Here is a 24,444-nt window from a genome sequence, read left to right as displayed (position 1 = left end):
TGGGGATTTCTTTTCAGACGGCTACTGCTCCTCTTCCTCTGTAGGAACCCAGGCTTTTCCAAATTTCACATCCTTAAACAGCGCCGCCAGGCCGGTAATCTGCTTAAGCCGCAGGATTTCGTCTTTATCCATACCCAGATGTTTGGATATCCAGGCGTCGGACCGGCCCAGCTCGTGGAGCTCCTTTACAATGTTGCTCATCAGGTCCACATCGTGGCTGCCCCTTGCCCGGTTATGGCGGATAGTGCTGGCCATTCGCTGGTCGATGGGCTTATTGATCACAGAGACCGGAAGCATTCCATGTTCCCGCTCATAAATATCCTTGTGCTCTGTGATCACCCGGTAGCGGTGGAATCCGTCTACGATAATATATTCGTCCTGAGCCTTTACATAATAGCAGACAATAGGAATAGTATAGCCATCGGCTTTAATGCTCTCATAGAGCAGCTTCATTTCCGGCGGAGCTACGGCGTTGGGATTGTATGTATTGGGTTTGATCTTTTCCACCGGCACCGGAATGATATAGTATGCAGGACTTTTAAACTCCATATTCGATATCCTCCAAACTCTTATATTTTTCCCGGATCACATCTACTCTCTTCTGCTGCTGTCTGGTAAGACCGAAGCCCATGAAGCGGCAGGTATGGTCGTTTTTCAGTCATGCCCAGAAGGCAGACGGTTTTTTTCGTTCCGTGAGCTACCCGGTACCATCTGCCGAACTGCTTGGCCAGGTCTTCCTGGTGCATTTTATAGCGGTAGGTCCGGATAGGGTTGTTTTCCAGGTTGATCACATAATCATGTTTGGGCATTTCCCGCACCCAGAGCTCCTGTTTCTTGTCATCCCAGGGATACCAGAACATTTCATAGCTGCTGAGAGCCGTCCGGGTAGCCATGGGAAGGCAGACCCAGTAAGGTTCTACCTGGTCTTTGATCTTTTCAAAGGTTCTTTCGATATACTCTGTAGTCACTGTATACTGGGCTTCAAAGTCCTGATGAAAAACCCCAATGGATTTTTCGGGATAGTATTTATTCCGATAGTCCAGTACCAGGTTTAAAAGCAGACCGCTGTCCTTTCCTCCGGAAAAGGAAACATAGATGTTGTCAAATTCTTCAAAGAGAAGTTTAAAACGGTCCATCAGAGCTTCATACACATTCTGTTCCAGATATTCACGTACCATTTATGTATTCCCCCTGTGCTAAATTTCCATAATTTCCCAATTCCTATGAAGGATAATTTAGCACATAACGGGAGAAAATTCAACTGAGTTCCCGGTTTTTCGACCTTTTCCGCACCTCTTCCAGGTCCTTTAAGGTATCTACAGAGAGACTTTCTCCTTTGGCTACCGGTATCAGATAAAGAGGCTTTCCGTAATCCAGAAACCGGAGGGTATCAATGCCCTCTGTCCGTTCCAGCTGACCGGGAGAAGAGTTTTTATAAAAATCCAGCATCTGCCGGCTGTATCCGATGATTCCCACATGTTTGTAGTAGATGCAGTCCAGAGTGCCGAAGGGACAGGGAATAGGTGTTCTGGACATATACAGCGCCTTGTAGCTGCTGTCAAAGACGACTTTGATATTGGAAGAATCCAGAACCTCTTGGGGACTGGTCACCGGCATAATGATGTTGGTGCCGAACTCTGCCTCGTCTGGAAATCTTTCCGGTACTGCCGCAGCAATATTTTCCCAGGATATCAAAGGTTCGTCCCCGTTGATCTGTACATAAAAATCAGCCTTTATCTGTTCTGCAGCTTCCCCAAGCCGATGGGCGGCGCACCGGTGGGTATCCTTTGTGAGGATTACGGGAATCTGCCGTTTTTCACAGGCCCGGAGAATTTCCATACTGTCTGTGGCCACCCATATTTTCTGCAGATTTTCCGCTTTTCTCGCCCGCTCATAAACATGCTGGATCATAGGTTTTCCATTAATGTCCATTAATGGCTTCCCCGGAAGCCTGGAAGAGCCGTATCTGGCAGGAATGATTCCTACTGTCTCCATGGTATTTCCCCTTTCTGGATCATAGTTTAACAAGATGTCCGGTCCTATTGGAACTGTTTTCTCTGTGTTACCAGCTCCAGCTCTCTTCGCAGTTCTTTTTCTGTTTTTATATATTCTGTCAGTCTTTTTTCCGTAGCTGCCAGGATACCTTCCAGCATACGGATCTGTATCTGGCTGTCCGTAAGCTCTTCTATGGAAACCGGTACGGAAGTATCTTCCTGACTCTGGGAGCTTATAAATCTCTCTGCCATTTTTCTCACCTCTTCCCTGGCTGGATAAAAATATAGGGTGTGTGCGCTGCTCCCTTCCCGAATGGAGACAGGTACCATCTGGAAAAACTTTTCTTTTTCTCCCGGCTGGTACATCCGGTAATTTTTTCGGGAGTTCAGATAGAGGACTCCCAGTAGTTCATCCTCCAGTTTCCAGATATCCTCGCCGTTTTCCGGTTCCTTCCTGCTTTCTTGGCATTCTTCAAAATCATCTTGTATACAAAGGACTTTTCCTGTAAGCTCTTCCCGGTTTTGGGAGATTTTCAGCTTTTTATTTTCGGGCCAGTGGATTTTTGCCAGATTTTCAAGCTGGACCTTATTGGCTCCCCGGCACAGGATTCCCTCTGCACCCAGATACGCTCCCAGCCCAAGGGCAGTATAGTAAGAGCCGTCCCAGTGAAAGGTCTGTTCATAGAGCCCATTAAAAATCAGGGTATCTGAAAATTCCCGGCGGATCTGGTTTACCCCTGTGGAGCTGACTGTGGACAATATTTCCGGAAGCTTTTCAAAAACAAATGGCAAAAGCTCCGAGGGAAAAGGCTCCTTCAGGACCTCACAATGGGGAAAGAGCCTGGGATAATAGAGGATATCATCGGGATGGGGCTTTATGAGCACCTGCTTCCCCCGTAAATAATAGTCAAATACATGCTGGTAGATGCCCTTCTGCTCATCTAAAGTTAGCTGGCCCAGATTGGCAAACTGCTGAGTCAGAAGAAGCACCTGGGCACAATCTCCTTTTTTGGAGGGCAGACGAAAAAGCCTGCGGATATTTTCCTGGATTTCCGGGGACAGCCTCAGAAAGTTTTCCAGGACCTGAAAATCTTGTGCTTTTTCGTCCTGAAATCCCGGAAGCTGTGCTTTTTCATCATAATATTTTCTGGTGATCCAGGGACTTTTATGGTCATAGAGATGATATTTCTCTATAAGCCCATATCTGGCAGGAGAAGATTTCTTGTGGATATCTGCCAAGACCCAGGGGCGGCTTAAGGCTCCGCTTCCGTCCTCAAACATCTCAAAAGAAATCTCTTTGGAAATCAGCCAGACCTGAAGGTAAGTGTGGATTCCTGCGATCAAAAGTTTTTCAAACTCTTCCGGAGCATAGGGGATTGTCTTCTGGTATTCTTTTTCTATCTGGCCGAGGATCTCCTCTTCTGTCCCTTTGTACCCTCCGAAACGAAAAAGGAATATCTGGTCAAAAAATCCCCGGCTTTCCAGCTCCTGGTACCAGGGCATCCGTTCGTTAATATAATTGCCCAGGAGCAGCACCGCTTGTTTATCCCGGTAAAAGACCTGGCGGTGGATGATACATTCTAAAATCTGATAAGATGACAGCGCCTGATATAAAATCATGATCTTCCCTCCCAAATTCCGGCTTTTTTCATAACTTCTTCCACAGACTCCATAACTGCCTTTTCCTGGGTGGCGAAAAGATCCCGCCCAAAGATATAGCCGCTGAAATACTTCTTTATCCAGAGGAGATTTCTGGAAAAATACTGGAAGGGCATATAGGCGTCATGGCCGGAAATATCCAGCATATAGGGAAAGTTCCGGAAGTGCTGCTGATATTCCTTTACAAAATCCAGAGCTCCCTGATGGATTTCCTGATTTTTCTTATAATTCTCTACTTCAGGAATGTCATAGAGGAACCGTCCATCCCTGTCAAATCCCAGAAAGGTAGGAGTACAGGACTGGGTGAGGATTTCAAAGAAAAAGGAGTTCAGCCGGTTATTCTCTTCCTGGTGAGCGTCATGAAGGCCTTTATTATACATATTGGAAAAGATATAGGTCTTTACTTCTTCTTTCTGGATCATAGCCGCCATATAAGTGTCGTTTACATTTCTGGCGGCAGCCAGGAGACAGTGAACCTGACAGTCCAGCTTATATACTTGTTCCAGAAGATATTTTACCTGTAGGACATTATTTCCTGACCAGCCTACATCTACTACAGCTACAGACCGGGCGGAGCCGGTTTTTCTGGTGAGATACTGCCGGATCCGCTCTTGATCCCGGACATAACAGTTCTCAAGCTCTTCCCAATGGTCTATCAGAAGCTGTCGGACGATCTTTTCATTTTCAGGAGTCAGAAACTCCTCCTCTTTTATCCGGTAATCGGAAAGGTATTTTTTCAGCTCACCAATGCCAGTCCGTTCAAAAAGAGTTCCGATTTTTGACTTGTAAAGGGCATTGGCCTTGTGGTGAATGATCTGAAGAAGGTAAGGATGCCGGTTTTTTCCTACAATGGTCTTTACCACTCCAATCCTGGACCAGAGGACATATTCCGTGGGAATCTCCGGATACATGGACTGAAAGACCTTCTGATACAGGTCCCCCTCCCGGGCCAGAAACAATACTTTTTCGATTTTGTGCTCCTGGATATAGCGAAAGATCCACTGACAGAATCCCATAACGTAGATTCCCGTATAGACAAATCCTACTTCATAGTAAGGACTGTACTGCCTGGCGCCGCTGTGCAGCTTTGCATTGACGATTCCCCGGTAGGCAGAACCTGTCAGCCGTGACATGTCCCTGGCCCGGAAAATATTGCCTGCTTCATTTACATTCTGGTAGAATCGGGTATCCAGTCCTTTTTCCTTTGCCCTTTCTATATCGGAAAGCCGGTTGTCCCCTATATGGACCATCTTTCCCGGATACTGTTCTTTTAGCACCTCATACAGGCCGCCGTTTCCTTTGGAACAGTTATAGTCACAGGACACCATAACACGGTCAAAATCTTCATAGCCTTTGGCGGAAAGGAGACGAGAAAGGAGTTCCCTGGGCAGATACATATCGGACAGGGCCACCAGGGTCTTTCCTTGAGCGGCCAGGATATAAAAAACTTCCTGCATATAAGAGTTGGGATAGCAGAGCTCGTATTCCAGAGAAAATTCCAGATCCGCTCCTGCCTTTGGATCTATGCCGGTCTCCTGGGCCACCAGTTCATAGATTTCTTTGAGGGTAACTTCACGGTTGCCCCGGAGAAGCTGATTTTTCCTCCTGGCCTCTTCTTCTGCCTGTATGCGGATTTCTGTAAAATTCATAATGTCCAGCTTCTCTCCCACAAGCATGAACAGATCTGAGGGATTAGAGAAGGGACGGAAAAGCAGAGTATCAAAGACATCAAAGGAGATTACATCATAAGGCATCAGGCCTTTGGCAAAGTTCATTACAGAAACCCGGTTGAAAGCCTGGGATTCCGCCCCCTTTTCAAAAAGCCGCCCGCTGTTTTTCTTCGTGAACTTTTCACCTGGCGCCGTAAGTTTCAGTCTTCTGGGAAATTCCTGATAGGTTTTTCCGTTTTTTGTATATTTCAGCAGATAAGAATAGGCGGTTCCGCTTTTAAGCTCTTTATCCGCATAACCAGTCTCCCTGGTCTGTATGAGGAACCGGTAGCTCCCGCCCTCTTCTGATCGATAGAGATTATAATGGAGGGCCCCGGAAACTGGGGTCCAGGAAATCTCCGCGATTCCCTCTTGGGGAAAGCTTCCCTGGAAATCCCTGCTGCCCTCCAAAGTTCCGGCTTTTCTGGATTTTTTCGAGTGTTTTCCAGAAGCATCAGAGAAAATCCTTTCTCCTTTTAAGGCCAGTTTTTTCATGAAAAAGAGTTCTTGGTTCTGCACTGTGGATACGGTGAGAACCTGGGAAAAATCGCTGTACCTGCTGCCGTCCATAGAGACCTTGAACTTAAAAAAATACATCTGGTCCTGCTTCAGATTTTCTACTTCACAAAGATGATTTCGTGTCTTTTCCTGGAACCTGTAGTGAAGGCCGTCCTGAGAGACATAGAGATTGTAGCAGCAGGCTCCGGGGATCCACTCCATCCGGATTTTTGCTTTGTTATCTTTCAGTTTTGCCAGGGTCAGAGTATGGAGTCTGTTTATCTGGCTTCTCCGGTATTTCCAGGACAGGGCAAGGAGTATCAGCCAGTGTTTAAACCGGCTTCTCTGGTGTTCTTCCAGGTGCCCCTGAACATAGGTTTCATAGGCCCTTTGCACCCTGGGATTTTTTCTTACAAATTTTTCATAGAACCAGTCTTTCATTCTGTTCTCGCCTCCTGTCCCCAGAGGGCTTCCTTACATTCTTCCAGGTTCCCTTTTTTCTTCAGGAGCAGCTCCGCAAACTCTCTTACAGCCCCTTCTCCGCCTCTGCTGTTTAAAACACAGGTACAGGAGTCCTGGACTTCTTTTACAGCATCCCGGGGACAGGCGGTGACTGCAGTAAGGCTCATGGCGCCCAGATCATTTAAGTCGTCACCTATATAGGCAGCTTCTTCCCGGCTGACCTGCCTCTCCCGGAAAAATTCCCGGAGAAACTCCTTCTTCTTTTTTACATTTTGAAAGACATAGGGAATCTGAAGCTCCTGGGCCCTTTGGGTTACACAGAGGCTTTCCCTGCCGGTAAGGATCACTGGCTGGATGCCTCCCTGCCGGGCCAAAAGGATCCCGGCTCCGTCTTTAATGGAAAATTTTTTTGTTTCATTGCCCTGGCTGTCCAGATAGACGCCTCCGTCAGTCATGGTGCCATCTACATCCAGGATCAGATATCGGATCTTATCCCAGTCAATAAAATCTGCCCTCATCTACATTTCCTCCTCATAAGCGGAAGGAGTTACAAAAGTAAGCCGCATCTTTCCGCCAAGCTTTTTCAGTTCCCGGGCAATCTTCCGGTTATCACCCAGAGGGGCGCTGGCAAACCTGCCGAAGTATCCTTCCAGATAGTTTTCTTCTCCTTCAATATAGCCGTCAAAGCCCGCCAGAGCCCCCTCTCTTACCCCCAGAAGGAGGAGAAGCCGAAGAAGCAGGATACCGCTGTTTCCCCGTTCTGTTTCTTCCTGGGACAGACGGTAGAGATTGATCACATGGTCGTCTGGCCGGATACCTGTGGTAATGTTGGAAGTAAGGATTACCTGAACCCCTGGTTTCCTCAAGGAACGATATTCCTGGAATCGTTTGGAATTGCTGAAAAAGGCATATCCTTCCTCCTGCTGGTCGTAAAAGAAATTTACGGAGATAGGAACAGGCCTATGGGCTCTTTGATAATCTTCCACCTGCTTCCGGTATTCTTTAAGGCCGGGGCCAGGGGCCAGAAGAAGTGCTTTTTTATCTCGGAAAGCTTTCCGCAGAGCATCCAGGGTCTTTTCATCAGAAACGGTGTGGTTTTCATACTGGTGGTACAGGTATTCTATATAGTTCTGGTCAAAGGCGCTTTTTTTCTCTTCCGGTATCATCTGAAGGATACGGTGCATATCCCGGGAGGAAAGAGCGCCTTTCGTAAGGAGATATTCTGCATAATTTCGATGGAGATTGTACTTGGCAGAAAGAAAATATTCTGCCATATATCCCCAGGGTTCCTGTTTTTTGATAGGAGAGATATATTCTTCAATGGCGTCCAGCACCGGGTCTATGTCATAGGACTTCCCGAAATGTTTGTTCAGATAATCCATGATCAGTTCTATACAAAGATTTCCGGGAACCCGTCCCATGCCGTTTAAAGAGGCGTCCAGGACACAGCTTCTTGCCTGCTCCCGCATTTTCAGAAAAGACTGAGCCAGAGAGAAGGACTGGGCCATATTTTCGTGGAGATGGAGGCCAAGGACAATGTCTTTTTCCAGATTGTTTTCACAGAGAGAATAGATCCTGGTCAGTTCCCTTCCGGTCATGGAGCCGAAGGTATCCACAATAGAAAAGCCGTAGGGATGAAGCCGGTTTACCTTTTCCAGCAGCTCTAGAAGCTGCCGGTCTGAATATCCCATGATATTGATGGGATTCACAAAGAGCTGATAGCCTTTCTTCTTAACCTTTTCACAGAAAACAAGTCCCTCTTCGATATCATAATCATGAAAGGTCACCCGAATGATATCAATACTTCCGTCACAGGGCTCCAGTTTTTCTACATCGTACTGATTATGGAGGGCCATGGCCGCAAATCTGGTGCTGCTTGAATTGGCAGGAAGGATTTTCTTCAATTTCTTTATAGATGGAAACAGAGTTTTGTCTTTGTCCCAGGTACAGTTCCGTAAAAATCCCACTTCTATGATATCGGTCCCTGCCTCTGTAAGCCGGGATGCAATGCTTCGGATAGTCTTTTCTCCAAACCCCCATTGGTTGATGTATCCTCCATCCCTGAGGGTACAGTCCAGTAATCTGATATTTTCCATAGAACATACGCTCCTTTACAAATTTGATTCCTCCACTCCCTGGGCGTTTTCTTTCTGAAAAAAGATGCGGATGGTAAGAAACAGCAGCCGGATATCCAGGCGGAGGGAATAATTATAGATGTAGATGAGATCATACTTCAGCTTGTCTTCCGGTCCGGTACTGTATTTCCCGTAAATCTGGGCGTATCCTGTCAGTCCGCCTTTTACCCGGAGCCGCTCCTTAAACTCTGGAAGGATACGGGAATAGTCTTCAATAAATTCCCGCCTTTCCGGCCGGGGACCTACCATGGACATATCTCCGGCCAGTACGTTAAAAAGCTGAGGCAGCTCATCCAAATGAAGATTCCGAAGGATCTTCCCTGTTCGGGTAACCCTGGCGTCATTTCTGGCCGCCAGCCTGGGTCCCTCTTTTTCCGCTTCCGGGACCATGCTGCGGAATTTCAGCATGAAGAAAGATTTTCCATATCTGGTCACTCTCTCCTGCCGGTAAAATACCGGTCCGCCATCTTCTGCTTTAATGCACAGGCTGATCAGTCCCATTAAAGGAAGCGCCGGGATTAACAGCAGAAGGGCGCAGATAATATCTTCTGCCCGCTTCACCCTTTCCTGTTCTTTTGTGAGATATCCTCTCCCGCTTCGGAAGAGCACCTTGTCATGAAGGCGGATGATACGGGAGTTTTGCAGATAGATGTCTGGGATTCCGGGAACCGCAAAACATTCCCGGTCTGTACAGATTCCCAGCTTCAGGAGCCGGTTCCGGTCACTGTCGGGAAGCTTTCCCAGAAAAAGGGCCTGGTATTCAGGAAGGATATGCTCGATGAAGTTCAGTCCTTTCCGGTAAGAAACTGCTTTGCTGATACGGAAATAGCCGTTTCTGCTGTTGTTTTCTTTTACCGTTCTCTGCCAGTCTTCTCCATCTCCGTAGACATAAAGAGCCTGGTTCCGGGTCTGTTTTCTCAGATACAGGGTAAAGGAGAAGGCCGCCCATAAAATCCCGGTAAAAGCTTCCAGCAGGGTAAGAATAGAAAATTCCCAGAAAAGGCTGATCCCAGGCTGGGCGGAAATAGTCCACAACAGAGTGCCGAAAAGGATATTCGTGCAAAGGGCTGCGAAAAATTGTCCATATACCAGATCCAGGATCCTTCTCTGGCTTACGTTTCCAGCTTCCATAAGAGCCTGGAAAATCTCCAGTACCGCCACATACAGAAGTGTAATGGCCAGAAACCGTTCTCTCCAGATTTCTTTCATTACCTGGGCGGCGGCGCAAAAATAGAGAAATACCAGAAGCAGCCTGGAGATAAAGCTGACTGCTTTTAAGATAGTGTGTCCTTTTCTCATTTCTTCATACCTGCCCTTTGCTGTTTCATTCTACATTTTCACGGATATCCCACAAAAAAGCTTTTTCCAGTTTTTTCTGGAAAGCTGTATCTTTCAGGAGAAGAACAAGAGGAGCATAGGCGTCCCTTCCGGAAATGTTTCCCTGGCCCTTTGCAGTAAAATCTCCGAAATATTTCTGGTAATCTGCAACAAAGTCCAGAATGCCCTTCTGGATTTCACGAACTTCCTTTTCATGGCTTTCCTTTGGGGCAAACAGAAAATTTATATTGCCGTTCTCTGTTTTTTCAAATCCCTGGAAACTGGGAGAAGGTGAGGTAAACAAAAGTTCCAGATACAAGTTGTGCTTCTTATGCAGGTCGTGGAATTTCCAAAGGTCCCGGTTGTGGCTCTGGGAGAAAAAATAACTGTCCATCTGATTTTCAAAGAAAAAGCCCTGGGAGCTGTCCCTGTCCGGACTGGGAGCGCCGCTGCTGCCTGCCAAAAGAGTATGGACTTCCCAGGAAGGGCCACAGGTTTTGTGAAGGACATATTCCAGTCCCAGGGGGCCGCTGCCGGCCCAGCCGATATCTGCCAGGACAATTTTTCTTTGCTCCTGCCCATAATTTTGTGCACATTCCTCTGGAGAAAGGAGCAGCGTCCTCAGATACTCTCCTGCCAGATCTTGTTCTTCTTTATAAGCCTCCAGCACCCTTTCCCACTGCTTTAGAAGGAAATTCCGGCAGCTAAGAGCTTTCTTTTCCGTAAGGACGCTGTCCTTTGAGCAGTGCAGATACCGGCAGGCATCCTCCCTCAGTACAGAAAGTCTCATGCTGGCGAAAATCCTTTCCAGAGAATATCCCTGATTGATTTTCTGAAAGAGAAAGCGTTGAAAAAAATCAAAAGGAAACCGCTCTGCCCCCAGCCTTGCAGAGACGTTTCTGGACCAGAGCAGATAGCAGGTGGAGGATCCGGGATAGAGCTGGTCATAGACCTGTTTTAAGACGTCTCCATCCCTGGCCAGAAAACAGATCCGGCATCTTTCCCATTCCTGAACTTTCCTGTGGATAAACTGACAAAAACCTAAGGCCGCCAGGCCTCCGTAAGCATAGCCAAGCTCATAGAAGACGGAATACTTCCCTGCCCCTGTATGAAACCGGATATTTACCATTCCCCGGTAGATGGTTCCCGTAATCCTGGACATGTCAAAGGGCCGGTAAGGATTTCCAGCGTCCTGAGGATTTGGATAGAGAAAGGCATCTATCTGCCGTTTCTTAGCCATGAAGATATCGGAGTGAGGGTTATCGCCCACATGAGCCAGCCGCCAGCAGCCTTCAGCAGAGCCTGTTTGTTCAGCCCAAATTTCTTTAGCAGTTTCCCGGACTTTTTCATAAAGCTTTCCATTTGCCTTGGAACAGCCTTCCTCCTGGGAAATCAAAACCCTATGGAAGACAGGACCATAATATTTCTCCAGAAGCTTTTGGATAAAGCTTTTCTCCAGATACATGTCACTGACTGCCAGAAGGACTTTCTGAACTTTTTTCAAACTATCCAGGACAGGCAGAAAGTATAGATTCCCCTGACAATACTTTTCCTCAGTGCTCATTTCCACAGCCATTCCTGTCTCCACAGGGATTCCTGTAAGGGGTTCCAGACATTCCCAGATTTCTTTTAAGGTGACTTCCCCGGTCCCTGTTTTTTCTGCTTTTCGTTTCCGGGCCTGATCTTCTGCCAATACCCGGAGTACCGGAAAATCTGGATAATGGAGTTCTGTTCCTATCAGATAGAACAGGTCTTCAGGAGCGGAAAAGGGTCGGAGGAGAAGGGTGTCAAAGACATCAAAAGAAATCACGTCATACCCAGACAGCTCTTTTACAAGCTGTTCCCCGGACATGCCAGTAAAGTTTTTCGATTCTTCAAAGAGCAGTTTTTTCTTTTCTGTAAAGCAGATTTCTGTCTTCTGTGTCCTTCCCCCTGAAAGATAATATTCCAGATTCCACCAAAGAAGCTTCCCAAAGAGAAGGAGCCTGGCGCCTCTGGTAACCGCTTCTTTTCTGGCTTCCTGATATTTTCTGCGGATAGCAGGCACACGGTTTACAAGAACCTTGTAAATACGGGCTTTCATTTCCTTTCACCTCGTTTCCTCCCATAGTCCAGATAGGCCTGGCAGACCTCTTTAGGATTTCCGGTAAGCTTCTGTATCCCTTTTTCGATCCAGAGAGCTCTGGTGCAGTTTTGGAGAATAGTATCTGTAGAATGAGAAACAATGAGGACTGCCCGTCCTTTTTCCATCAGTTCCCGGATCCTGGCGGTACTTTTTTCCTTGAAAAATACATCTCCTACACTGAGGACTTCATCTAAAATCAGAATTCCCGGTTTATCGGAAGCCGTGGCGATTGCAAATCCCAGCCTTGATACCATGCCTGAAGAGAAATTTTTTACTTTCTGTTCCATAAAGCCTTCCAGCTCAGCAAAACGGACAATATCCGGATACTTTTCTTTCAGAAAACTGCGGCTGTATCCAAGGAGTGCGCCGTTTAGATATACATTTTCCCTGGCCGTCAGCTCCCGGTCAAAACCAGTGCCTAAAGTGAGAAGCTGAATGTTCTCTTCCACTGTTTCCACCCTGCCTCTGGTAGGGGTAATGGCTCCTGAAATAATCTTCAGCAAAGTGCTTTTCCCGGAGCCATTGGTGCCTATGACCCCCAGGATTTCTCCTTCATAAACGTCCAGCCAGATATTTTTCAGAGCCTTTAGGGTACGGCTGGAGTTTTTCCCTGTAAAGACTTTAATAAGATATTCTTTCAGACTGGAACTGCCCTCCAAAGGTACCTGGAATTCCATACTGACATTTTTTACAGAGATTACCGGTCTGCCCTTTTCCATATGTTTCCTCCTGGAGTTTCAAAGTTTCAATGTGATTTTAGTCTTTGCTTTTCGGAAGATATATATTCCTGCAAGATAGAACAAAAAACTCCATAGGCTCATTTTCACCCAGAGACAGGCGGAGGGAATTTCCCGGTACATGACGCAGGACCTGGCGGCATAGATAAACTGATAAATGGGATTTAACCGGATAAAAGCCTGCACTCCCTCAGGCAGCAGCTCCAGAGGATAAAAAAGAGCGGAGAGATACATAAGCAGAGTGAGAAATACAGAGTAAAGATGACGGATATCCCCAAAAAACACATAGAGGACCGACAGAATATACCCAACACCCAGAGAGAAGAAAAATAACAGGACCATGACCAGAGGGAAGAAAAGGACAGAAATGCCCAGTGAGATCCGAAAAACAGCAAGGATCATCACATAGGCCCCCAGGGAATAGAGAAAATTCATAAAGGCCGTACATACCCGGGAGAAAGGAAAAATTTCTCTGGGAAGGCGGATCTGAAGGAGCAAAGCCTGGTTGTCAGCCAGAGAAGTCATAGCTGTGTTGGTAGCTGTGGTAAAAAAGCTCCAGATCAGAAAACCTGTGAGATAATATACCGGATAATTTTCAATAGATTTTCGAAACATGGTAGAAAATACCAGAGAAAGAACGGTCATAGATAATAAGGGGTTTAAAACACTCCACAAAATCCCCAGCTTAGACCGGCTGTATTTCCGCTTCATTTCTCTGGATACCAGTTCCTGTATTACAAATAAGGTCTGTTTCATGTACTTCTGCTCCATTCTGGCTTTTCTTTTACTTTTTCCAGAAAGGGCGAAATGATACCTGAAAAAACAGAAACACGGCAGAATGTGTGAATTGTGAACTTTACGGAGGCATTACCCTTCAGACCATTGTGGCTGCGGTTTTCTTCGCCATGCAAAGCGCATTTTTTTCTGTTCTCCTGGAATGGTTTTACCCCATTCGAAATGGGATCATGCTTTTACTGGCAGGCATAGTTGGGACCTTGCCAAGGTCCCTTTTTGCGCTGATTATCCTGCTGGCTGCTGAGATTGCTGTACTGTTGATCCAATGTGTGAGGTGCTGATTTTGTGAAAGAGTTAAAAGTTTTTCTATTGATCTGAGCATAAGTATTCACCTGCTTTTTCGACTGTGTTACAATAAGTCAAAAAGAAATTCGCTTTTACAGATCATACCAGTCATGAAAGATACAGGCTTATTCGATAGGAAGGAGAAAAAGTAAAATGAAAAAACCATTGATCGGTATTATCCCGCTGGTGGATAGAGAAAGAGAAAGCTACTGGATGCTTCCCGGCTATATGAAGGGGATTGAGGAGGCAGGAGGGATTCCTGTTATGCTGCCTCTTACCTCGGACAGGGAAGCTCTAGAGAAACTTGTAAATTATTTTGACGGCTTCCTTTTTACCGGAGGTCATGATGTGTCTCCTGCTGTTTACCGGGAAGCAGTTTTTGAAAAATGCGGGGAATGCTGTCCGGAGCGGGACGAAATGGAGGCTGCACTGCTGCCGATAATTCTTGAAGAGGATAAGCCTGCCCTGGGAATCTGCCGGGGGTTACAATTGTTCAATGCCTTGCTGGGAGGAAATCTCTATCAGGATCTTCCAGCGCAATTCCCCTCTTCTGTGTGCCACCGCCAGCCGGCGCCCTATGACCAGCCTGCGCATCTTGTAGATCTGATAAAGGGCACGCCTTTACAGAGACTTCTGAAGAAAGACTCACTTCCGGTAAACAGCTGTCATCACCAGGGAATCCGAAATCTTGCCCCTGGCCTTCAGCCAATGGCTTATGCCCCTGACGGTCTTGTAGAGGCAGTATGGAAGCCGGGATCCAGATTCCTGTGGGCGGTTCAGTGGCATCCGGAATTTTCCCATAAAGTGGATGAGAACAGCCGGAAAATATTTCAGGATTTTGTAAAAGCTGCTGCCGGCAGCAGTACGATCAGAGCAGATGGTCCTACAAGTATTTACATCAAAGGAGTAACGGACAGGGACGTTTCTCCCCAGGAACTTGAAGGGCGGGCCTTTTTTAAAAAAAGAAAAGAAGAAATAGAAAACAGCATCACTGCCAATCCTCATACTTTGGACCAGGTTATCGCATATATCATGGAAAAATATCATGGCATAGAGCTTTCTAAAGAGAACCGCATCTGTCACCAGCAGAAAGGGAACTTAAAAGAGGCCCTGATCATGAAACACTGCCCCAGGCTCCTGGAAGAGGCAGACCTCCCCTCTCTGGACAGTATTCTGCCTTCTGATTACCAGGATCCGGCTTTACAGAAAGCTTTTGGGGAAAAACTGGAGCTGCGGCAGAAAAAGATAAATGAGATTCCGGAAGCACTTTTTCCGATGGATTATCATATTTACGAAATAAACCTCCCTCAAGGGCAGATTCAGATCGACATAGAAAAACACTGGGAATGTCTCGGCTGCTCAGTTACGGGGGATCCGGAAGAAATGCCCCATTTAATGAATATCGTGAAAGACATCAAGTCCTACTACGGTGTTACAGAAGAGGATATAAGGACAAAATCAGAAAGATTCCAGGACCTTGTAATAACGCTTGCTTCATAAAAAGGCAGATGCTTTGCCTCTTTTTAACTGCCAATAAATACTTTTAGGGATTACGGCTGTTCCATAGGGCTTGTATTTATAGCATTCCGCCCGAAGTCCGGTCAGGCCCAGCGCAGGAAATTTCTGCCTGCGCAGCCTGGCCTCTTTTCGGCGGCTTATGAAGGTTCTTTTTTTATAACTTTCTTTTTCCTCCCGATAATGAAGGAGGATTTCCTTCAGATTATATCCATAGCTTCCTCTGGAGTGAAGCCGCATAAACAGCTCATAGTCTTCGCATCTGCGGCAGAGGTCTGAGGTATCATAAAGGCCATATTTTTCAAAGACCTCTCTTCGGAACATCACGGAAGGATGGATATAGGGGGAAAAGGAAAGAAAGTCTTCTTTCTGGGGAACAACAGCCATCTGCCGAATGCCCCACAGCTCTTCCCCTTCCAGAAGGGCTGCCGCTGCTCCCACATAATCATAAGCAGGATTGGCGTCCAGAAAGGCTGCCTGAACCTCCAGACGCCTGAGAAGGGAAAGATCATCTCCATCCATGCGGGCCAGATACTGGCCTTTTGCTCTTAGGATACACTGGTTCAGACCATAGGCGATTCCTCGGTTTTCTTCTCCTCTCAGGATATGGATCCGGGCATCCTGCTTCCCGATTTCCTGAATGGCCTTTCGGCACTCTTCATCGGAACCGTCATCGTAGATAAGAAACTCAAAATTTTCAAAACTCTGATTCAAAACGGAATCCACCGCTGCTTTCAGCCAGGGGAAAGGCCGGGGATTGTAAAGGCTCATGATTACGCTGATTTTTACTTTTGTATCCAGGATGATCCTCTCCTTTCCATGCAATACGGTATACCTGCTCCATATAGAGCCGGCTCTCTTCTGCTCCAAATCTCCAGCTGTCCTTTCTTGCCCGGACAGCCATTTTATTTCTCAGAGAAGGATTTTGGGCCAGAATACGGATAGCTGCTGCAAAATCCCCGGCATTTCTGGGCTGGCACAGAAGGCCGTTTTCTCCGTGGCGGATATATTCCCTGGTTCCCCGGTTGTCTGCGCCTACGACAGGTACGCCGCAGGCCATAGCCTCCAAAGCCGCCATGCCAAGGCCCTCCCGGAGAGAAGGGAAAAGGAAGATATCTACTCCCTGAAGGAGAAAATCCAGGTCCCGGCGGAATCCCAGAAAAACTACTTTTTCCTTCAGCCCCAGACTGGCAGTCTGTTCTTCTAAAGCTTTCCGGTAAGGTCCTTCCCCGCAGATATAATACCGAAAAGGCATGTCTTTTATCTGTGCTAAAGCATGCAATACTGTCTGATAATTTTTCTCTTTGTCTAACAGGGCGGCGGTAAGCAGACACAGTTCCTCCCCTTTTACACCAAGAGCTGCTCTGGCCTCCTGTCTTTTTTCAAATCGTACCCGGAATTTATCACGGTCAACCCCTACGCCGGGGATTTTCATTACCCAGCCCGAATCTTTCAGAGAGAAACCTCTGGCCCGTTTTTCATCTTCCCGGTTAATGGTCACAAGGATATCCGTATACCTGGCGAGAAACCGCTCTGCCTGATAATAGAGCAGCCAGTTTTTCAGGCCTGCTCCTTTATAAAAATGAAATCCGTGGGCGGTATAAATCACCTTTACCTGTCTTTTGGAAAACCTGGCCGCCAGTCTTCCCAGCACTGCTCCTACAGGGGTATGGCAGTGGAGGGTATCAATTTCTTCTTTCTCAATGATTACCATAAGACTTTTCCATGCGCTGAAATTATCTTTAAGACGGTATGGAGACTTCTGGATGGATATCGGATGGATCTGGATTCTATTTTCTTCAAAGTATTTCTGATCAAAAGCATAAGCCGGATTTTCAAAGTTTGACGCATAATGGATCTCTGCATTCTGGCTTTTTAAAATCTCTACGGTGTTTTTTTCAAACTGCCATAAAAATCCGCTGACTGTAGTAACGATCAAAACCTTATGTGTCATTTTATTCCGCTCCTTTCTGTCAGGGGAAACCCCTGCTGCTTTTTCGTTACGGCTACAGTGTAACAGGGCGGATGGAAGATTTCCTTATGAACCAGTTGGAAAAGAAAACGGATTCTGGAAGAATTTCCTCCAAAATCCGTTGACATGAATCCTTATTTAAAAAAATTTCAACTAGCCGGCAGCCAGTGCCGCCTTCCTGATTTTCTATTTTTTACATATTCAGTTTTTCTGCAAAGTCTGCCATGGCTTCTGATACTTTGATCTGCTGCGGACAGACTTCTTCACAGCTTCTGCAGCCTACACAGGCACTTGGCAGTTTATCTTCCGGATAGGAAGACAGAGCCATAGGCGCAATAAATCCGCCTTTGGTAAAGCAGTGCTCATTATAAAGGGCCAGCAGAGTCGGGATATCCAACTCCTGAGGACAGTGGCTGACACAGTAATGACAGGCAGTACATGGAAGGACAATCTTCTGCACCATTTCATCTGCCATAGCCAGGAGATTTTTCATTTCTTCCTCTGACAGAGGTTTCTCTTCCTGGAAAGTATGTATATTGTCTTTCATCTGCTCCATGTTGGACATACCGGACAGGACTACAGTAACCTCTGGAATGGACTGCAGGAAACGGAAAGCCCAGGCAGGGGTTCCCTCTTCAGGACGCATAGCTTTCAGTTTGGCCTCTTCTTCCTTGGTGAGATTAGCCAGCCGTCCGCCTCTTAAAGGTTCCATGACCCATACAGGAATGTTATGTTTTTTTAGCAGCTCTACTTTTGCCTTGGCATCCTGGAAGCTCCAGTCTAAGTAGTTTAACTGGATCTGGCAGAACTCCATGCTCTTTCCGTATTTATCCAGAAAGCGTTTCATAACATCATAGCTGCCATGGGCGGAAAATCCCAGATGACGGATCCTTCCATTCTCTTTCTGTTTCATCAGATACGCATAAATTCCATGGCTTTCATCCAGATATGCGTCAATGTTCATCTCACATACATTGTGGAATAGATAGAAGTCAAAGTATTCTACCTGACATTTTTCCAGCTGTTTCTCAAAAATTTCTTCCACCTTATCCATATTGGCAAGATCATAGCCGGGGAATTTGGTAGCCAGATAAAAGCTGTCTCTTGGGTATTCTTTTAAAGCTCTTCCCATTACCAGCTCGGAATTTCCGTCATGATAGCCCCATGCAGTATCGTAATAATTTACCCCCTGCTCCATGGCATAGGCAACCATTTCTTTTGCCGCTGCCTCATCGATTTTGGAATCATCTCCGTCCATCACCGGGAGACGCATAGCGCCCATTCCAAGAGCAGATAATTTCAGATCCTGAAACTCTTTGTAAATCATAATTTTGCCTCCTTTTTCTGTTTTTCATATTCTTAGGACTGTCTCATAAAATAAACAGTCCGGTATTATTATAATCCCTGGAGTAAACTTCAAGTCAATTATTTTGTGAGGATAATCTCACATTTGGAGTTTTCGTCATCCCGAATGATCTCTCCAACCTCCGGAACCTGAATGCATCCGGAAAGAGGGTTTTTAATGCTGATCACAGGAGTGGTGATAACTGCATCCACCTGAGACTTTTCAAAACTCAAGTCTGTATCCACCATTTCACAGTTGATCAGTTTCAGATTTTTGCAGTAGCACAAAGGCTGTGTACCAATGATCTTGCAGTTTTCCAGGGTCAGACCATCGCTGTACCAGGCCAGATATTCTCCTTTCACCACACTGTTTTTCACAAGCACATTTTGGGCATGCCAGAAGGCGTCCTTGGTGTCCAGTTCACAGTCTTCAAATACAGCGTCTTCGATATATTGGAAAGAATACTTTCCTGTCATTTTCAGCCTGCAAAACTGAAGATTTTGAGACCGCATCATGAAATATTCGCTTTCCGCACTGCAGTCCTCCATTTTCAGATTCTTTACGGACCAGCCAAACTCCGGTGAAACAATGTGGCAATCTTTCATGATAATATCGCTGCATTCTCTTAAAGCCTTGATGCCATGAAGTTTTGTGCCGGTGATTTCTATATGGTCTGAATACCACAGAGCTGCTCGGCACAGGGGGGTCATTTCTGAATCTGTGATCTTCAGCCGGTGGTCATGCCAGAAGGGATAGCGCAGATTGCAGAAACAGTGTTCCACATTTATATCACTGCTCTCCTTTAATGCGCTTTCTCCATCTGCCGGGCCGTCAAAGGAGCAATTTTTTACAGATATCTCATGACTTCCATATAGGGCTCTTTCCATATCAAAGGTTTGATTTTCAATTCGTTCCATTTTTACATTTCTCCTTATTCAGCAATATTTTCTTCTGTTTAAACTCTATCACTATAAATAAAAATTATCCAATACTCAAAATGAATGGGAATATATAGCTAAAAACTATGCACCAAAATACTGGACGATTTCTTTCATCCGTGCTCCCTGTTTTACATGGAAAGGACATCTGGAATCACAGTGGCCGCACTGGATACAGACGGAAGCTTTTACCTCCAGCTTTTCATAGTGATTTGCTGCCAGGGTATCCCCGGCTTTTGCCAGATCATAATACTTATTGATCAGTCCTACATTCAGACCTTTTGGACAGGGCTGGCAGTGGTTGCAGTATACGCAGACGCCCTCTGCTGCCTGGGGAGCAAAGCTGCCGATTACAGCATAGTCCTTTTCCTCAGGAGAGGCCTGGAAAAATCCCAGGATCCTTTTTAAATCCTCACAGTTTCGGATTCCGGGAAGAACTGTAAGGACTCCCGGTCTGTCCAGAGCATACTGGATACATTGATATTCAGTCAGTGCCTTACCGAAAGGAGAAGTTTTATCGCTCAGGAGCTGACCTCCGGCAAAGGCTTTCATTACTGAAATTCCGATGCCTTCTTTTTCACACCTGCGGTACAGTTCCATCCGCTGGTCTACCTCTCCAATGCCATAATCCCCTTTCTGATAATCATAAGCAGGATTGATACTGAACATCATCATATCTGCCAGCCCCATATCCAGGATTTTTTCTGCCACAGGAGGCGTATGGGAGGAAAGACCGATATGACGGACCGTTCCCTGGTCTTTTAACTCTTTTAGGTAGTCCAGCACTCCGCTTTTTATGTATTTGTTCAAATCTGCTTCTTCATCTATACAATGAATAAATCCAAAATCAATGTAATCGGTTTTTAAAGATTTTAATTGCCAGTCAATGGATTTTTTAATCTTATCCAGGCTGGTAGTCCAGCCATATTCTCCCGTGGTGTAATCAGCACCAAAATGGATCTGATAATAAACCTTGTCCCTTAAGCCGGAAAAGACCTGTCCATAAACTGGAAAAGGTTTGTCATCTCCGGAAGCCAGGTCAAAATAGTTGATGCCATTTTCTACGGCCATTTCCGCCGCCTGGGCAATTTCTTTTTCTCCTGCTCCTCCGATAGAACTGCTGCCCAGTCCCAGAACACTGATCATTTCCTCCCCATGGGGAAGTTTTCTATATTCCATAATCTCTTCTCTCCTTTACACACTTTTCTTTGTAACCATTGTCCACACTTTTCGTGTCTCTGCTATTATAGTTCTTAGAGTTCACTACAGGTCAATAGGGAAAAAGAATTTTCCATAGGAGCTCTGCTGATCCGGATTCCTCTCCTCCATTTTATCAGCGGACAGGGAATCCGGCAGCTGCAGTTCTATGGACTGGTTTTTTCTGTGTCCTGACCGGCACTTATGCAAAAGGACACAGGACAACGATCCTCTGGGGTGTGGTCTGGGGCGGAATACTGAAAGTGGTATTGGTATAGTATACCAGAAGCTGGGAATTTTCCGGAGTACACAGAAATCTCTGACCATTGAGGGTTTCCACATTTGTGAAAGGAGAGAAATTCAGCTTCAGAGAATTATCTTCAGCAGTTAAGGTTCCGTCAAAATACTTTAAAGTTACATTCTGATCTCTTCTGAGGGGAGCGATCAGTTCAGCCCGGAACTGAGGCGGATAAATGGCAGGGGCGGGCAGATTGGCGTCATAAAAAGCAGCCACCCGCATCCCTCTCAGCAGCCTTGTATTATCTACGATCTTCGTGTCGCCGGACACCATAAAATTTACGGTCTCGTTATCTGTCCTGATAGAAATAAGCAGATCGCAGCAGGAATTTCCCCGTCGGATCTCCTGGATAACTCCTGTAACCTGCTGATAAGAACTATAGTCCATGTGATAAAATCCTTTTTTGTTTATCCTATGTGGAAAAACAGGAAAAGTGAGATTTTATGGATAAATTTTCTAATGCAGGGACAGACTAGGTGAAAAGGAGGAATCTATCATGTCTATTTCATTTGAAAACAGTATGACCAAAGAAAATCTCATGCGGGCTTTTGCCGGAGAAAGCCAGGCCCGGAATCGTTATACTATGGCTGCTTCTCAGGCGAAAAAAGAAGGACTTGGAGTTATTGAAGCAGTCTTTACTTTTACCGCCAATCAGGAAAGGGAACATGCAGAAATTTTCTATAACCATCTCTCCCAGGCAGCAGAAACCAGTATATCTATTGATGGTTCTTACCCGGTGGATATTTCCAGAGATGTGGCCAGGCTCCTTCGTTTTGCCCAGCATAATGAATTTGAAGAACATGAGGACGTCTATAAAGCTTTTGAAGAAAAGGCCAGAGAAGAAGGGTTTCCTGAAATTGCCGCTTCTTTCCATATGGTGGGTGCTGTAGAAAAAACCCATGGAGACCGCTTCGGCCTGTTTGCAGAACTTCTGGAACAGAATAAGCTTTTTGTGTCTGATATAAAGACTTCCTGGATGTGTCTAAAATGCGGGCATATTTACAATGGTACGGCAGTACCTGAAAAGTGTCCGGTATGCGGCCATGACAGAGGATACTTTGTCCGGCTGGAGCTGGCCCCCTATACGGCACTGGAGAATTGATCAAAATTTTCTAAAGAAAGAATGGAATATTTTGCACGGGATTTTGGAAAACACCATTCCTGCACAACATATTCCATTCTTTTTTTATCAGGAAAGTCCTCCAGACTGCCCTATAGAAGCAACATTTATAATTTTTTCCCGATGTAAATACATACGCTTCGGGGATTCATAACATAGATATTCTGATCCAGCATCTCATCTCCCTGTATCAGGGCTGCTTTGCCTCTGGAAGTATCCAGAACCGGCACCCAGCAGAACCCCTGAGGAAGCCTGGGCAGTTCCAGCGTTACCTGCTCCCAGTAAGCATTGACTCCCAGGTACAGGATATCTTCTCTTCCATCCTCTTCCCGGCCTGCAAACATAACGCCTATGGTCCTGGTATCCCCATCGTATTCTTTCTGCCAGGGAGCGGTGCCGTGAAGACTGAAAAAGGGAAAGCCTGCAGAGCTTGGGCTGGTATCTTTTCTCAGGATAGTATGATCTTTCCGAAAATGTATCATGAATTTAAAGAATTCAAAAATCTCCTGATTTTCCGGTAACTGTTCCCAGTTCAGCCAGGAAATTTCGTTGTCTTGACAGTATGGATTATTGTTTCCAAACTGCGTATTGCCAAATTCATCTCCTGCCAGAAACATAGGCGTGCCTCTGCTGCACATCAGCACTGCACAGGCATTTTTAATGAGCTGCCGGCGTAGCCGGAGAATTTCAGGATTTTCTGTCTCGCCCTCTTCTCCGCAGTTCCAGCTCCTGTTGTCATTGGCTCCGTCGGTGTTATCCCAGCCATTATCCTCATTATGCTTTTGATTGTAAGAATACAGGTCATACAAAGTAAAGCCGTCATGGCAGGTGATAAAGTTTACCGAGGCGTTATCTCCTCGCTTTTCTCTGGGATAGAGATCCGGGGAACCCAGGATCCGCATGGCCGCCGCTCCTGCCAGTCCTTCGTCTCCTTTAAGAAAGCTTCTGAGATCATCCCGGTATTTTCCGTTCCACTCTGCCCAACGGTTCCAGGAGGGGAAACTTCCCACCTGATAGAGACCTCCTGCATCCCAGGCCTCAGCGATCAGATCTGTACTGTACAGGATTGGATCATAGGCCAGTCTTTCCAGAAGAGGAGGACGTCTCATAGGAGAAGAGTCCTCGCTTCTTCCAAGAATAGAAGCCAGATCGAACCGAAAGCCGTCGATATGATAGCTGGTGGTCCAGTAGCGGAGACAGTTCAAGATCATGTCTCTTACCATAGGGTGATTGCAGTTCAGGGTGTTGCCGCAGCCGCTGAAATTATAGTATTTTCCGTCAGGGGTAAGCATATAGTAAATGTTATTGTCAAATCCCTTAAAGGAAAAGAAAGGTCCTTCTTCATTCCCCTCTGCCGTATGATTGAATACCACATCCAGGATTACCTTGATCCCGTTTTTATGAAGATCTTTGATAAGATTTTTCAGCTCTGTACCTTCCCGGTTATACTCCTGCTCTGAAGCATAGCTGGTATTGGGGGCAAAAAAACATACCGGATTATAGCCCCAGTAATCCAGGAGCTGACGGCCATTCACAGTACGCATATTCCGGGTTTCATCAAATTCAAATACCGGCATGAGCTCTACTGCATTGATTCCCAGATCCAACAGATAGGGTATTTTTTCCCGAATGCCTTCAAAGGTCCCCGGGTGCTTTACTCCAGAACTTTCATGGCGGGTAAAGCCACGGACATGCATTTCATAAATAATACAGTCCTGAAGTTTTGATACCGTGTTCTTTCTCTTGGGAATCTCCCAATGGAAGTTGTTATGGACTACTCTTGCTTTATAAAAAGCTCCGCCTGCAAGCTGTTTTCCCCATTCACTCTGACCGGTGACTGCCTTTGCATAGGGATCCAGAAGATATTTCTCTTTGTCAAAAAGCAGTCCCTTCGAAGGGTCATAGGGGCCCTCTATGGAATATGCATATTCAAACTCATCGGCCTTTAAGCCAAAAACAAACATAGAATATACATTTCCTACCCGGTAATTATCCGGAAATGGTATCCGGGCATAGGGAACCTGGGCCTTTCTGTGAAACAGGAGAAGCTCACAGGAGGTTCCGGAATAGGTAATAAGTGTAAAGTTGACACCGTCAGGCAGGGCAGAAGCCCCATTGATCTCATAAAATCCCGGACGTATCTGAAAACCATTGACCTGGTCAATGGGCTTTATATTTTCACCGGATTCAATCTCAATACCGGCAAAATCTTCCAGCAGTAGATATTCTTTCTGAGGAATCAATCTCTGAGAAGTCCTATTTTGAGGTTTGTTCTTTTTTGCCATCTGGCCTCTCCTTTCTGGGATATGTCCTGCTTCTGGCTGAATTTCTTAAAAATGCTGT

Annotated in this window: 21 protein-coding genes and 1 pseudogene; 3 read left to right on the top strand and 19 right to left on the bottom strand. The window is 46.0% G+C overall.

Translation table 11 applies throughout. The features are described 5' to 3' along the window. Positions 1-21 precede the first annotated feature (21 nt). The 12 genes and pseudogenes from B5G33_RS11530 to B5G33_RS11480 all read right to left on the bottom strand — a co-directional run bounded on the left by B5G33_RS11530 (position 22) and on the right by B5G33_RS11480 (position 13,392). A complete protein-coding gene (locus B5G33_RS11530) occupies positions 22-549 on the bottom strand; it encodes an IbrB-like domain-containing protein (RefSeq protein WP_087417763.1) in 528 nt (175 codons plus the stop codon). Further along, the gene (locus B5G33_RS22750; RefSeq protein ID WP_158229612.1) at positions 539-631 is read right to left on the bottom strand and encodes a hypothetical protein; all 93 of its coding nucleotides are present in this window, start codon (positions 629-631) and stop codon (positions 539-541) included. Before B5G33_RS22750 ends, B5G33_RS11530 begins: the two co-directional genes overlap by 11 nt. Before the next feature lie 28 nt (positions 632-659). Beyond that, positions 660-1,178 (bottom strand): annotated as a pseudogene (locus B5G33_RS11525) (phosphoadenosine phosphosulfate reductase); the annotation flags it as partial. A 79-nt stretch (positions 1,179-1,257) separates the two neighbouring features. Next, positions 1,258-1,995 (bottom strand): 3-deoxy-manno-octulosonate cytidylyltransferase, encoded by a 738-nt coding sequence (locus B5G33_RS11520; RefSeq protein ID WP_087417762.1) that lies wholly within the window; start codon positions 1,993-1,995, stop codon positions 1,258-1,260. 44 nt (positions 1,996-2,039) lie between these two features. Continuing rightward, on the bottom strand, positions 2,040-3,614 hold the full coding sequence (locus B5G33_RS11515) for a polysialyltransferase family glycosyltransferase (protein ID WP_087417761.1): 1,575 nt from the start codon (positions 3,612-3,614) through the stop codon (positions 2,040-2,042). Next, the gene (locus B5G33_RS11510) at positions 3,611-6,301 is read right to left on the bottom strand and encodes an HAD family hydrolase (RefSeq protein WP_087417760.1); all 2,691 of its coding nucleotides are present in this window, start codon (positions 6,299-6,301) and stop codon (positions 3,611-3,613) included. The genes B5G33_RS11515 and B5G33_RS11510 overlap by 4 nt, the downstream gene beginning before the upstream one ends. Beyond that, the gene (locus B5G33_RS11505; protein WP_087417759.1) at positions 6,298-6,840 is read right to left on the bottom strand and encodes a KdsC family phosphatase; all 543 of its coding nucleotides are present in this window, start codon (positions 6,838-6,840) and stop codon (positions 6,298-6,300) included. The genes B5G33_RS11510 and B5G33_RS11505 overlap by 4 nt, the downstream gene beginning before the upstream one ends. Then, positions 6,841-8,418 carry an aldolase catalytic domain-containing protein gene (locus B5G33_RS11500; protein WP_087417758.1) on the bottom strand — a complete coding sequence of 526 codons (1,578 nt, stop codon included), beginning with the start codon at positions 8,416-8,418 and terminating at the stop codon, positions 6,841-6,843. Between the two features lie 15 nt (positions 8,419-8,433). Then, complete coding sequence (locus B5G33_RS11495; RefSeq protein WP_087417757.1) at positions 8,434-9,756, bottom strand: exopolysaccharide biosynthesis polyprenyl glycosylphosphotransferase; 1,323 nt, start codon at positions 9,754-9,756, stop codon at positions 8,434-8,436. Positions 9,757-9,781: 25 nt separating this feature from the next. Further along, a complete protein-coding gene (locus tag B5G33_RS11490; RefSeq protein ID WP_087417756.1) occupies positions 9,782-11,857 on the bottom strand; it encodes a hypothetical protein in 2,076 nt (691 codons plus the stop codon). Further along, entirely contained in the window at positions 11,854-12,618 is a 765-nt protein-coding gene (locus B5G33_RS11485; protein ID WP_087267911.1) for an ABC transporter ATP-binding protein, read from the bottom strand. Before B5G33_RS11485 ends, B5G33_RS11490 begins: the two co-directional genes overlap by 4 nt. Before the next feature lie 18 nt (positions 12,619-12,636). Beyond that, complete coding sequence (locus B5G33_RS11480) at positions 12,637-13,392, bottom strand: ABC transporter permease (RefSeq protein ID WP_242974683.1); 756 nt, start codon at positions 13,390-13,392, stop codon at positions 12,637-12,639. An 86-nt stretch (positions 13,393-13,478) separates the two neighbouring features. Between B5G33_RS11480 and B5G33_RS21120 the strand changes: the two genes are divergently transcribed. Continuing rightward, positions 13,479-13,712 (top strand): hypothetical protein, encoded by a 234-nt coding sequence (locus tag B5G33_RS21120; protein ID WP_143276519.1) that lies wholly within the window; start codon positions 13,479-13,481, stop codon positions 13,710-13,712. A 157-nt stretch (positions 13,713-13,869) separates the two neighbouring features. Beyond that, positions 13,870-15,216: a gamma-glutamyl-gamma-aminobutyrate hydrolase family protein gene (locus B5G33_RS22370; protein WP_087267916.1), complete on the top strand. Its 1,347-nt coding sequence runs from the start codon at positions 13,870-13,872 to the stop codon at positions 15,214-15,216. Here the strand turns inward: B5G33_RS22370 and B5G33_RS11470 are convergent. From B5G33_RS11470 to B5G33_RS11445, 6 genes are all read right to left on the bottom strand, one after another. Continuing rightward, positions 15,211-16,002, bottom strand: coding sequence for a glycosyltransferase family 2 protein (locus B5G33_RS11470; RefSeq protein ID WP_087417754.1), 792 nt, complete (start codon positions 16,000-16,002; stop codon positions 15,211-15,213). The two genes, B5G33_RS22370 and B5G33_RS11470, sit on opposite strands and share 6 nt — an antisense overlap. After that, positions 15,929-17,185: a glycosyltransferase family 4 protein gene (locus B5G33_RS11465; protein WP_087417753.1), complete on the bottom strand. Its 1,257-nt coding sequence runs from the start codon at positions 17,183-17,185 to the stop codon at positions 15,929-15,931. Before B5G33_RS11465 ends, B5G33_RS11470 begins: the two co-directional genes overlap by 74 nt. Before the next feature lie 211 nt (positions 17,186-17,396). After that, positions 17,397-18,530, bottom strand: a complete 1,134-nt coding sequence (locus B5G33_RS11460) for an aldo/keto reductase (protein ID WP_087417752.1) — start codon at positions 18,528-18,530, stop codon at positions 17,397-17,399. 98 nt (positions 18,531-18,628) lie between these two features. Then, a complete protein-coding gene (locus B5G33_RS11455) occupies positions 18,629-19,465 on the bottom strand; it encodes a DUF3737 family protein (RefSeq protein ID WP_087417751.1) in 837 nt (278 codons plus the stop codon). 105 nt (positions 19,466-19,570) lie between these two features. Further along, on the bottom strand, positions 19,571-20,665 hold the full coding sequence (locus tag B5G33_RS11450; protein ID WP_087417750.1) for an aldo/keto reductase: 1,095 nt from the start codon (positions 20,663-20,665) through the stop codon (positions 19,571-19,573). Positions 20,666-20,885: 220 nt separating this feature from the next. Next, positions 20,886-21,368, bottom strand: coding sequence for a hypothetical protein (locus B5G33_RS11445; RefSeq protein WP_087417749.1), 483 nt, complete (start codon positions 21,366-21,368; stop codon positions 20,886-20,888). Positions 21,369-21,477: 109 nt separating this feature from the next. Here B5G33_RS11445 and rbr point away from each other — a divergent pair, with 109 nt between their 5' ends. Then, positions 21,478-22,083 carry a rubrerythrin gene (rbr, locus tag B5G33_RS11440; RefSeq protein WP_087417748.1) on the top strand — a complete coding sequence of 202 codons (606 nt, stop codon included), beginning with the start codon at positions 21,478-21,480 and terminating at the stop codon, positions 22,081-22,083. A gap of 125 nt (positions 22,084-22,208) precedes the next feature. Here rbr and glgX read toward each other — a convergent pair whose 3' ends face one another. Next, entirely contained in the window at positions 22,209-24,386 is a 2,178-nt protein-coding gene (gene glgX, locus B5G33_RS11435) for a glycogen debranching protein GlgX (protein WP_087417747.1), read from the bottom strand. Positions 24,387-24,444: the final 58 nt, after the last annotated feature.

It is taken from the genome of Blautia sp. An81, from assembly GCF_002161285.1.
In the GTDB taxonomy this organism is placed as follows: Bacteria; Bacillota; Clostridia; order Lachnospirales; family Lachnospiraceae; genus Blautia; species Blautia ornithocaccae.
The sequence above is the reverse complement of the archived record's forward strand: the minus strand, read 5'-3'. Positions and strand labels throughout refer to the sequence as shown.

Bases quoted from the DNA above. Each gene is read 5' to 3' on its own strand.
- B5G33_RS11530 (WP_087417763.1), bottom strand. From the start codon at position 549: ATGGAGTTTAAAAGTCCTGCATACTATATCATTCCGGTGCCGGTGGAA.
- B5G33_RS22750 (WP_158229612.1), bottom strand. From the start codon at position 631: ATGGGCTTCGGTCTTACCAGACAGCAGCAGAAGAGAGTAGATGTGATC.
- B5G33_RS11520 (WP_087417762.1), bottom strand. From the start codon at position 1,995: ATGGAGACAGTAGGAATCATTCCTGCCAGATACGGCTCTTCCAGGCTT.
- B5G33_RS11515 (WP_087417761.1), bottom strand. From the start codon at position 3,614: ATGATTTTATATCAGGCGCTGTCATCTTATCAGATTTTAGAATGTATC.
- B5G33_RS11510 (WP_087417760.1), bottom strand. From the start codon at position 6,301: ATGAAAGACTGGTTCTATGAAAAATTTGTAAGAAAAAATCCCAGGGTG.
- B5G33_RS11505 (WP_087417759.1), bottom strand. From the start codon at position 6,840: ATGAGGGCAGATTTTATTGACTGGGATAAGATCCGATATCTGATCCTG.
- B5G33_RS11500 (WP_087417758.1), bottom strand. From the start codon at position 8,418: ATGGAAAATATCAGATTACTGGACTGTACCCTCAGGGATGGAGGATAC.
- B5G33_RS11495 (WP_087417757.1), bottom strand. From the start codon at position 9,756: ATGAGAAAAGGACACACTATCTTAAAAGCAGTCAGCTTTATCTCCAGG.
- B5G33_RS11490 (WP_087417756.1), bottom strand. From the start codon at position 11,857: ATGAAAGCCCGTATTTACAAGGTTCTTGTAAACCGTGTGCCTGCTATC.
- B5G33_RS11485 (WP_087267911.1), bottom strand. From the start codon at position 12,618: ATGGAAAAGGGCAGACCGGTAATCTCTGTAAAAAATGTCAGTATGGAA.
- B5G33_RS11480 (WP_242974683.1), bottom strand. From the start codon at position 13,392: ATGAAACAGACCTTATTTGTAATACAGGAACTGGTATCCAGAGAAATG.
- B5G33_RS22370 (WP_087267916.1), top strand. From the start codon at position 13,870: ATGAAAAAACCATTGATCGGTATTATCCCGCTGGTGGATAGAGAAAGA.
- B5G33_RS11470 (WP_087417754.1), bottom strand. From the start codon at position 16,002: ATGAGCCTTTACAATCCCCGGCCTTTCCCCTGGCTGAAAGCAGCGGTG.
- B5G33_RS11465 (WP_087417753.1), bottom strand. From the start codon at position 17,185: ATGACACATAAGGTTTTGATCGTTACTACAGTCAGCGGATTTTTATGG.
- B5G33_RS11460 (WP_087417752.1), bottom strand. From the start codon at position 18,530: ATGATTTACAAAGAGTTTCAGGATCTGAAATTATCTGCTCTTGGAATG.
- B5G33_RS11455 (WP_087417751.1), bottom strand. From the start codon at position 19,465: ATGGAACGAATTGAAAATCAAACCTTTGATATGGAAAGAGCCCTATAT.
- B5G33_RS11450 (WP_087417750.1), bottom strand. From the start codon at position 20,665: ATGGAATATAGAAAACTTCCCCATGGGGAGGAAATGATCAGTGTTCTG.
- B5G33_RS11445 (WP_087417749.1), bottom strand. From the start codon at position 21,368: ATGGACTATAGTTCTTATCAGCAGGTTACAGGAGTTATCCAGGAGATC.
- rbr (WP_087417748.1), top strand. From the start codon at position 21,478: ATGTCTATTTCATTTGAAAACAGTATGACCAAAGAAAATCTCATGCGG.
- glgX (WP_087417747.1), bottom strand. From the start codon at position 24,386: ATGGCAAAAAAGAACAAACCTCAAAATAGGACTTCTCAGAGATTGATT.